Source organism: Mycobacterium sp. E342, assembly GCF_001667665.1.
In the GTDB taxonomy this organism is placed as follows: domain Bacteria; phylum Actinomycetota; class Actinomycetes; order Mycobacteriales; family Mycobacteriaceae; genus Mycobacterium.
On record NZ_LZJM01000097.1, the window covers coordinates 26,168 to 35,965 of the forward strand.

The 9,798-nt window shown below is 66.9% G+C and carries 8 protein-coding genes; 3 read left to right on the top strand and 5 right to left on the bottom strand.

All coding sequences use genetic code 11. The features are described 5' to 3' along the window. Positions 1-78: 78 nt before the first annotated feature. Positions 79-846: a DUF2249 domain-containing protein gene (locus A5692_RS06435; RefSeq protein ID WP_068053588.1), complete on the top strand. Its 768-nt coding sequence runs from the start codon at positions 79-81 to the stop codon at positions 844-846. Between the two features lie 77 nt (positions 847-923). On the opposite strand, the gene A5692_RS06440 is transcribed toward A5692_RS06435, so the two are convergent. The 4 genes from A5692_RS06440 to A5692_RS06455 all read right to left on the bottom strand — a co-directional run bounded on the left by A5692_RS06440 (position 924) and on the right by A5692_RS06455 (position 5,574). Beyond that, positions 924-1,115: a ferredoxin gene (locus tag A5692_RS06440; protein WP_068053590.1), complete on the bottom strand. Its 192-nt coding sequence runs from the start codon at positions 1,113-1,115 to the stop codon at positions 924-926. A gap of 387 nt (positions 1,116-1,502) precedes the next feature. Next, positions 1,503-2,756 (bottom strand): hypothetical protein, encoded by a 1,254-nt coding sequence (locus A5692_RS06445; protein ID WP_068053599.1) that lies wholly within the window; start codon positions 2,754-2,756, stop codon positions 1,503-1,505. Next, the gene (locus A5692_RS06450) at positions 2,753-4,090 is read right to left on the bottom strand and encodes a hypothetical protein (protein ID WP_068053602.1); all 1,338 of its coding nucleotides are present in this window, start codon (positions 4,088-4,090) and stop codon (positions 2,753-2,755) included. The genes A5692_RS06445 and A5692_RS06450 overlap by 4 nt, the downstream gene beginning before the upstream one ends. Before the next feature lie 89 nt (positions 4,091-4,179). Then, positions 4,180-5,574 carry a condensation domain-containing protein gene (locus tag A5692_RS06455; RefSeq protein WP_068053605.1) on the bottom strand — a complete coding sequence of 465 codons (1,395 nt, stop codon included), beginning with the start codon at positions 5,572-5,574 and terminating at the stop codon, positions 4,180-4,182. A gap of 1,097 nt (positions 5,575-6,671) precedes the next feature. Here A5692_RS06455 and A5692_RS06460 point away from each other — a divergent pair. Further along, on the top strand, positions 6,672-7,418 hold the full coding sequence (locus A5692_RS06460; protein WP_082962419.1) for a maleylpyruvate isomerase family mycothiol-dependent enzyme: 747 nt from the start codon (positions 6,672-6,674) through the stop codon (positions 7,416-7,418). An 80-nt stretch (positions 7,419-7,498) separates the two neighbouring features. After that, positions 7,499-8,116 carry a TetR/AcrR family transcriptional regulator gene (locus A5692_RS06465; protein ID WP_068053608.1) on the top strand — a complete coding sequence of 206 codons (618 nt, stop codon included), beginning with the start codon at positions 7,499-7,501 and terminating at the stop codon, positions 8,114-8,116. A gap of 11 nt (positions 8,117-8,127) precedes the next feature. Here A5692_RS06465 and A5692_RS06470 read toward each other — a convergent pair whose 3' ends face one another. Next, positions 8,128-9,789, bottom strand: coding sequence for a (2,3-dihydroxybenzoyl)adenylate synthase (locus A5692_RS06470; protein ID WP_068053611.1), 1,662 nt, complete (start codon positions 9,787-9,789; stop codon positions 8,128-8,130). Positions 9,790-9,798 lie beyond the last annotated feature (9 nt).

The following is a 9,798-nucleotide window of genomic DNA, read 5'->3' on the forward strand; positions in this document are numbered from 1 at the left end:
AATTGGTGAGTGATGCACATAGGGCAATGAGTCACATTCGCTCAGCGGAGCGTCCGGACTCAACGGAAAGGAACCGACATGTCAGCCAACGATGTGATCGTCGCGTCCACAGCGGCTGACGCCGAGGCCGTCGAAGCCATCAAGGGTCATCACGCGCAGCTCGCGGGCCGGCTTGCGGTCCTCATCGATGCGATGCTGTGGGCGGTCGAGCGCGGTGCTGACTTCGAGCCGACGCGAGCCGCGGCCCTGTTCTTCCTGACCGGCGAGCTGCTCCCGCACGCCGCCGCCGAAGAGGAGCATTTGTACCCGGCCGCGACCCGCACCGAGCGCGCGCGGCCGCTGGTCGAATCGATGATCGCCGTGCACCGCATCATCGGCGCACTCATCGAGCGCATCCGCATTGAGCCACCGGTGCGCGCGGCCGCCTCCGGTCACGCCCTGCGGGTTCTCTTCGACGCGCACCTGACCGACGAGAACGAGCGGATCCTGCCGATCGTGGCCGCAGATCCGGAAGTCTCCCTCGGCGAGGTGACCCACGGGATGCACGAACTCCTCGGTCACGACCACTCCACCAACGGCGCCGAGGCGCCACACAGCTGCGGCTGCGGCGAATCCGACGCCGACGATCCCGTGCTCGACGTTCGCGACGTGCCACACTCGATCCGGCATGCCACCGTGTTCGGCGCGTTCGACGCCGTCCCGGACGGCGGCACACTGGTGCTGGTGGCTCCCCATGACCCGATTCCCCTGCTGCGCCAACTCGACCACCGCGCCTCCGGCCGGCTCGAGATCCGGTACGAGCAGCGCGGGCCGGAGGCTTGGCGGCTGCGGCTGACCAAGCGGTAGGCGACCGCCATCTTCAAACAAGCGGATCGAAATCCGCTGTGACGCAGCAGGGTTGATGACCTAGCGTCAGCGCAGTACTAGTCTTTGCGGGATAACGCCGCGCGAGGGCACGCTTCGATGGCCTGCTCGACAAGCGTCTCCTGCTCGACGGGGACGGGGTCGGTGACGACCACGGCGTACTCGTCGTCATCGAGTTGGAACACCTCCGGAGCGATCTTCACGCAGAAGGCGTTGCCCTCACAACGATCACGGTCTACCACGACGCGCATGAGAATTCTCCTTCAGTACGACTCGGGAAGTCGTGTGGGACGGGTGGGCGATGGTCCACGGGTCCTTGACCCCTTTCTGGGACCGGTGAGGTTTTTACAAGTACTAGTTGTGTAAACTCTAGACGGCGCCACGCGCATTGACCAGAGCGATCGCCGAAAGCGCGTACGCAGGCGACGCCGCCGTCCGGAACGGTTGGTCCACGGCCCCCGCCGCTTCTATGGCCCGGTGATGGTCGACGACGTCCTCGCCGAGCATTTCGCGGAGTTGCGCATCAAGGGCCTGGGCTCACCGAACTCGATACCCTGATCGCGCGCTGAGCACTGGGAGAGATCGGCCGCACGCCGGGGAATCGCGAGATGGGTTCCCACACAAGCAGGAGGCACGGGCTAGATCATCCGCGGTCCGCCGAAGCCCGGAACCGTGCCCACCGGGACCAGCGCGAGCGCGATGGCGAGAAGAGTGAACGAGCGCAACGCTTTTCGGGAGGGTTCCTGCTCGATCTCCGGCCGGCGCGCCGCAAGGAGGATAAATACCACGCCGACATCGAGCGCCACGACCGTCAGCCAGCGGGTCCAGTCGTAGCCGGTCAGGAAAACCGGGCACACCAACAGCAACCCGCCGATGACCCACGCCATCCGCCCGCGCAGCGCCTCGACAAACACACGCAGCGGCACGCCCGAAGCGTTGCCGAGCCCCCACATCGTCGCCGCCACGGCCGCCGCACCGAACAGCAGGGACATCGTCAGGCCGACTATTCCGATGTGGCCGACGGTCCGGATGGCATCGCCGATTCCATTGTCGTAGTTCGGCATCACATTGCGGCACACCCAGTCGTGATAGTCGGTCTGCTTCGTTCGTCCGTCAAAGACATAGCGCAGCAACGTGGTCGGCGACGTCACGGTGGCAAACGGATTGGGCATCAGGCGATGGGGCACCGACGCGCACAGTTGGGCGGCGACGTCGTGCCGGCCGAACACCGCCACGGCGGCCGTCGTGACGACGCCCGGCACCACCGCAAGCAGCGCGCCCAGTCCCCGGCTATCTCTCAGGCCGCCGCCCAGGACGATGACCGCCAGCACGGACCCCAACGCGAACTGCAGCCCTACTGCCTCGTGCACGAGCGTCAACGCCGCGATCGCCGCGCCGTAGCCCACGCACCACGCCGTCGCGACAGCGCGGGAACGCGCGACCACCAGCGCGCAGGAGAACAGCGCCAGGGCCGCCCCACCGAACAGGTCCGGCCGGGCCGAATAGGCCGCAAACGGGACACCGAAGGGCAGCAACGGAATCAGCATCGCCACCAAAATCCTGCGACCCGACAGAGGTCGACGGACGAGCACCATGGCCGCGACCGCCGCCAGGGCGCACAGGTAGACCGCCGTCGACAGCCACCGCAGGCTCAGCGTGACCGCGAAGTAGTCACCCGGCACCGAACGCACCAGTTCTCCGGCGAGCCCGCGACGCACGAAGCCGTGTGCGTAATCGGCGGCGTAGTACGACATCCAGTACACGTCGAGCGGAACGGTCTTGATCGCGAACCACAGCACCGCCACTATCCACGCCGCGATCCCGGTGCCCATCCCCACATACCTTCGGCGGCGTGCGTGTTCCTGCGCCTTCAGGTCCAGCTCCGCCGTCAAATTCGTCCCTCATAGACCGTGGTGGCGGACAGCTGCAGATCGGCCAGTGCGCTTAACGCGAGATCGCGGGTCTGTGCGGCGGTGGTGTCGGCCTCGCTCTGGCATGCCACGACGTTGAGAAACCGGCTTCCGTTGATTATGCCTGTGCTGCAGAACAATTGGCCCTGCATCTGCTCGACGCGGCCGCGGGTGACGCCCTGCTCGGCCAGCCGGATACAGACCTCGGCGGCATCCTCACCATCGATGCGCCCGACGGTGGCGTCGAGGCTTCCGAGGTTGGAGCAGCCGACCGGGAGCCGGCCGGTCGACATCGCAATGCCTTCGCCGCGCCGGACCAGCCAGCGCGGCGTGAACGGGACGAGCGGCAACGCTGCGAGCATCTCGTTGGGTTGGTGTTGCAGCGACGTCAGCATGTGTTTGATCTCTGCACGCGCGCAACTCAAGTCGTTGGTCACCGCCGCTCCGTCGACGGTGAGTGTGATCGATGTCAGTGCGTTGCCGCGGTCGTCGTCGGCGGTGCGATCGCTGACCGGAAGCACGACCGTCACCGAGTTTCCGTCGGCGAGCACGCGGCCCATGCGGTAAGCAAGGCGGGCCGCGAACGCGACGAAGAGTGTGTTGCTGCTGCCGTTGAGGCTGCGCGCACGCGCTTCCCATGCCGCAGCGTCGGTCTGCATCGTTACCGATGGCAGTGCCGTCAGGTCATCATCGATGGGGGAGGGCGGCCCGGGCCGTCGCGCCCCCCTGGGGCCGGACGAGGTCTTGAGCACGATCACCAGCGTCGCCATCAGTGCGCGGATGGCCGCCGGCAGGCCGCGAACGGCGTCGGCCAGGTCCTCGCACACGGCGCGCACCCGGCCTCGTGAATGCGGCTGTGGATAGCCGAAATTGCGTCGGTCGCCCTCGACCGCCTCGGTCACCGCCGTGATGAATCCGAGTCCGTCGACAACGCAATGTGATGCCACCAAGGTGACTGCCGCACCGCCGTCATCCAACGGCAGGACGCCCAGATGGAACACCGGACCGCGCTCGGGATCGACGGGCACCTGCGCGCGTCGTTCGACCCATGCGCCGATCTCCGACCGCGGTCGCCGTGGTTCCAGCGCGACGTCGGGCGAGCGGTTTTCCAGCACCCAGCGATGACGCCCGAACGGTAGCGGCGAACGCTCGATCCGCCGGCCGAGAAGACCAGTCCCCAGATCGGCTGCGAAGCGGCGCAATGCGTCGAGGTGCACGTCGCGGTCGTACACCCACGTGCACTGCACGGTGCTGCCTTGACCGGTGGCCCGCAGCCGCAAGAAGGCGGCCTGGTCCAGAAACGCCAGCCTCGTCACCGCAACCCCGCTTCGAGTGCTCGAGCACGGTGCGGGGAGTGCCGCAGCGGCATCCGCACCGAGACCTCCGGCACGAGAAGGGAAATGCATCAGGCGTCGTCGTGCAGCCCGGCGTCCGCTACCCGGGTGAACTCAGCACGGAGCGTCTCCACGTAGCGCGCGACCGATCCGCGGGCGACGTCGGTGCCCGGGTAAGCGACCACCAACTGCGTTCCGTTGTGCATGCGGTTCACCCACATGCACACCGTCTCCGACAGCCGGTTGTCACCCCAGATACCGGCACGCAAACCGTCGAAGTAGTCGCCGAACGGCAGCTTGCGGATGTCGATGTAGGACAGCATCGGGACGGGCCGGTCCGGAACCTCGAGACGGCCCCACGATTCGTCTACCGTCTCCAGCAAATGGTAATAGGGCACGGCGCCGAGGGCCGTGTTCGCGTCAAACGACGCCTGGGCGGCGCTGACCACCTCGTCGAAGGACGCACCCCCCGTCGGGATCGCCAGCGGGACGAAGCTGGCTAACCAACCCACGGCGGTGGCGTGGGCGGGGTCTCGCCTGTTGTCGAAGGGAGTGAGCCCGAAGTAGGTGTCCGCGCCGGTCAACCGATGTTCGGCGAGTGCAGCGCAGGCGAACACGCCACCACTGAACCGCGCTCCGGCGGCGCGGCACGCCGCCTCGAAACGACGCCCCTGGTCGCCATCGATCAGGTCGAATACGTCGATGGCCCCGGGCGTGTCCGCAGCGGCCTCGCCCAGTTCGAGCGGGAACCTCGGCAGCGCACCGCGATTGGCCGCGAGAAAGGTTCGCCAACCCTGGATTTCGGGTGAATCGCCATCGAGGCCGGCGGTGTAGGCACGCTGCTTCGCGCTGTATTCACGGTGACTGGGCGCCGGTGGCAGCGCGACTTGCCCCTGCTGCAGCGCGGTGAAATACGCCGTCTGGATGTCCAAGAAGATCACACCGGCAGACATGCCGTCGGCGCGTAGGTGGTCGACGGCAATGAAGATGGTGAAACGGTCCTCGCCCTGGATGATTCCGAAGCTGAAGCAATCCCATTGCAGCGGATCGGGCGTGTCCAGGATCAGTTTCCGGATCTCGAGCGGAGCCATTCCTCCGAGAACCGTTGGCGCCAGGGTGATGTTCTCCGGGTCGGCAATCACGTAGCGGAGGATCTCGTCGTCCTTGCCGCGAAGGGCAAACCGGTCGTGGTAGGCATCATGCCGCCGCACATGGCTGTTCAGCGCCTGCGTCATCGCATCGATATCGCAGATGCCCCTGATCTCCCAGGCCCCGATGCACAACCGCGGGATGTCACGGCCGAGGCTGACCTGGCGCCGGTAATACCGGAGATGCTGCGATTGTTGGTAACTGACAGGGGCGGGATGATATTGCGCTTCGGCGGCGCGCGCGTAAGTGTGCGCGGTGGGATACCAGGACACGACCGTGCCCTCGGCCGTCCAGTCGTCCACCGTGCCCAGGAACATGCGCTACCTTTCTTTCGTCAGTTGGCGGCGCCAATTCCGAACGGACTTGACCCGCTGCGCGGAAAATTGCTGAACGACGTTGTCCTCGCTGCGGTTCAAGCCGGTGCTACCGCATGCTGGCGTAACCATAATGGGCCCCCTTGAACCCGGCCATCTCAGAGGATTTCTGAGTGTCCACCCCATTGCCATCGTTTTTGCCATGCGAGTTAACCACAACGCGAATGCCTTGAATTCGCGTTGTGGTTAACTCCAAAACAGTGCTCTAACAGCCCTTTTTCTCGACGTCATGACCCAATCCGTCGATGCCTCCCCCGATAGCCAGCGCTATCTTGACGAAGCCATTCGTGCCTCTGTCGTTCCTGCGAAACGAGCCTCGGTCACCATATCCCAGGTACGGTCACGGCGGAATAGTACCAGCCGAACACTTCTTGCGCTTGTCGAGCAAACGGCCGACATATTCGGAGGCAATAATGGGGGCGACGACGCGGATCCCTTATGCTCACCGCGCGTTGAAGTCAAGCCACTATCCGAAGTGGTGGTCGGCATCGGATATGGGACGCCATCCCATTGTGCAGCAATGTTTTTGCTGCGGATCGCAAATCGTTTTACATCGTCGCCGCTCAGAGCCCAAAAGTCGCCATCACCATGATTTCGCTACCATCTGGGCATGGCGGGGTGACTGCGCGAATGAGGCACCGCCCGACTGGGACATCCGATGTCGACGCAAAGATCCGCATTATTTCTGCGCGGACGCCAGAGTCGGCCGCAGGCAACAACTTTCGCCAAGAGCGAAAGCGTCAGCGCAGCAAGTCCATTGATGATGTGGCGGAAGGCGGCGCGGCTAGTGCCGCACGAAGAGGGTTCGAACGCATCGAACACGGAACTCGGCGAGCGTCCGCAGTGCCGTCTCACCAGTCGTCCACCCTCGGCCCGTCCACCCTGCGCTAGCGGGGCAGGCGGTGGGGGGTCGGGCCGTTGAGGGTCGGGCGCCGACGCCGCTCCCTGAACCCCGCTGGAGGTCAGATGCCACGCCGTTGACTTCATACATACAGTGTGTATGTTGATACATACGGTATGTATGAAGGAGGTCAAGGTTGATGAGTACCACGCTTGAAGCCATAGCGGAGGAGCGCGCGATCGTACTGGACGTGTGCTCCCGCCTGCCCGACTCGACGTGGGCTACCGACAGCGGATGTCCGCGCTGGTCTGTCCAGGACCTGGTGTCACACATGGCCTGTAGCTACTGGCTGGCGGTCGATCCGTCGACGCTGCCCGATCCCGGCGGCCTGCCCGCCGAACGCGCGGCGGACCTTTACGTCGAGTCGCGTCGCTCCATGACCCCCGCCCAAGTGCTGGCTGACTACGAGTCGGTCAGTGCACGAGGCCTGGACGTACTGGCCGCGGTCGAGGGCCAAGACGTCGATATACCGATTGGCGATGTCGGAACGTATCCGGCCTCGGTCGTGCCCACGACTTTTGTCTTCGAGTCCTTCGTCCACCTTCGGTACGACTTGTTCGCTCCCGATGGCCCGTTGCGGTCGGATCCGCCGCCCGTCGACGAGCTCCGCCTTGCCCCGACGCTGGACTGGATCGAGGCTGCGCTGCCGCAGCAGAACACCGAGCTACTCAACGGTTTACGCGGCGGTGTCGAGATCCGCCTCGACGGAATGTGCGCCCGGACGCTGCACCTCGGCGCCCACATGGAGCCGGCCGCGCGGATCGGGTCGGATTCACAGGCGTTCGTGCGGTGGGTGACCCAGCGCGGCACCTGGGAGGGGCTTGGCGTTCAGGCCGAGGGCGACCCGTCGGCCCTGGACATCGCCCGCCGGTTCAGGGTGTTCTGAACGACGCCGCGGCAGACCGTCCCGCAACCTTCATGCGGTGTGTATGACAATGCACACCTACGGGTGAAAGTGAGGGTGGCATGGCGCGAGACGGTCGCCGCACGCAGGCCGAGCGTGCCGCCGACACGCGTGGCGCGCTGATCAGCGCCGCCCGGCCCCTGTTCGCCTCGCGGGGATTCGCGGAGGTATCGCTGGAGACGATCGTGCGCGACGCGGGAGTGACGCGCGGCGCGTTGTACCACCACTTCGCGGACAAGACGGAGCTCTTCGCGGCGGTGTTCGAGCAGGTGGAGGGTGAGATGGCCGCCCGGATGGGGGAGGCCGTCGCGGCGGCGGGGCACTCCGATCCGGTCGAGATCATGCGACTGTGCGCGGGCCTGTGGTTGGACGCGTGCGCAGAACCCGAGGTTCAGCGCATCGTGTTGCTGGAGGCGCTGGCGGTGTTGGGATGGGAACGCTGGAGCGACATCGGGCACCGATACAACATCGGCTTCGTGACGGCGCTGCTGACCAACGCCATCGAGTCCGGCAGCATCCCGCCCCAACCCGTCGAGGCAACGGCGCTCACCGTCATGGGGGCGTTGCGCGAGGCGACGCTCTACATCGCCCGCGCGGACGATCAGCGCCAGGCGCGCGCCGATGCCGGCGCCGTGATGGATCGGCTCCTCAATGCGTTGCGCGCCAAGGACACCGGCTGACGCGGGTCGGCTCAGCCCGACGAGGTTGCCTGCACCGAAAGCCGCCTGGCGATCGCCTTCTTGTCCACCTTGCCGATCGGCGTGGTCGGTAGCGCGGCCATCGGGAACAACACATCGGGTCGGGCGTGAGCGGCCATCCCGCGCCGGTCGAGGTGCGCGTTCAACTCCGCCAGGGTCACCGGTGGGCCGGTGAAAACGACCGCCGCGCAGATCCTTTCGCCGAGGTAGGGATCGGGCAGCGGCACCGCGGCCGCCGCGAAGATCGACGGGTGGCGCAGCATCTGCTCCTCGAGGTCGGCCGCGGAGATGGTTTCACCGCCGCGGCAGATCACGTCCTTGACCCGCCCGGTGACCGTCAGATAGCCGTCCTGCCGTAGCCGGACCAGGTCGCCGCTGCGGAAGAAGCCGTCGGGATCGAAGCAGCGCTCGTTGTCGCGCGTGGCTCGGAAGTAGCCGTTGAGCGTGTACGGGCCGCGCACCAGCAGCTCGCCTTCCTCGCCCGGCTCGACAGGTTCACCGTCGGCGTCGACCACGCGCAATTCGTCCGCCGCGCACAACGGGCGCCCCTGGGTGTGGTCGACGAGCTCGGGAGGATCGTCTGGGCGGGTGTAATTGAGTAGCCCCTCCGCCATCCCGAAGACCTGCTGCAGTCCCGGCGTCAGGGTGGTGCGGATCAGGCGGGCGTCGTCGGGCTCCAGCTTCGCGCCGCCAACCTGCAGGAGCCGCAGGGACTTCGGCGTCACGGGCTCCCACTCGCAGGCCTGCGCCCACAGTTTGGCCAGGGCCGGCACCAGGGCGGTGACCGTGACGCCGTGACGCTCGATGGCAGCGAAGGCGGCCTCCGGGCTGGGGTCGGTGCCGAACACGGTGGTGGCACCCACCGTCATGGCTCCGAGCAGCCCGGGGCAGGCCAACGGGAAGTTGTGCCCCGCCCCGAGCATCACCAGGTACACGTCGTCGGCGGTGAGCCGGCAGACCCGGGCGCTGGCGGTCGCGTTGAACAGGTAATCCTCATGGGTGCGGGGGATGAGCTTGGGAGTGCCGGTGGTTCCGCCCGAAACCAGCAGCAGCGCAGGCGAGTCCGGATCGCGCGGCGGTGTAGGGGGCGGGGTGGTGCTCTGCGCGCAGAGTTGCGCCCACGAGGTGAACGGGCCGGGGTCGCCGTCGACGATGACGTGCTCGAGCGCGGGGTGGTCCGCGACGAGCTCGCGTGCCATGTCGCGGTAGTCGAAACCGGTTGCGGCGCCGGCGATCACCAATGCCGTGGGCTGGCTGACGGCGGCGAAATGTCCGAGTTCCGCCGCCCGGTGTCCGGGCAGGCACAGCACCGGGATGGCGCCCGCCCGCAACAACCCGAACAGCGCCACCGCGAACTGGCATCCGTTTGGCAGCTGCAGCAGCACCCGGTCGCCCGGTGCGATGCCCGCGCCGCGCAGTCCCGCCGCGGCGCGGTCGGCGCGCTCGTCGAGCTGCGCATAAGTCAGGCTCGCGCCGCCCACGGCGTCGAGCACGGCCGTGCGGCCGGGCCACCAGTGCGCCGCGTCGCCCAGGATGGTGTCCAGCGTGCGCCCCGCCCAGTAGCCGGCCGCCCGGTAGGCGGCGGCCCGCTCGGCGGGGAACGGCACGAAGCCGTCGAGGGCCCCGGCCGGGGGCTGCCCTGTGTTCGCGGTCATGAGTTCCTC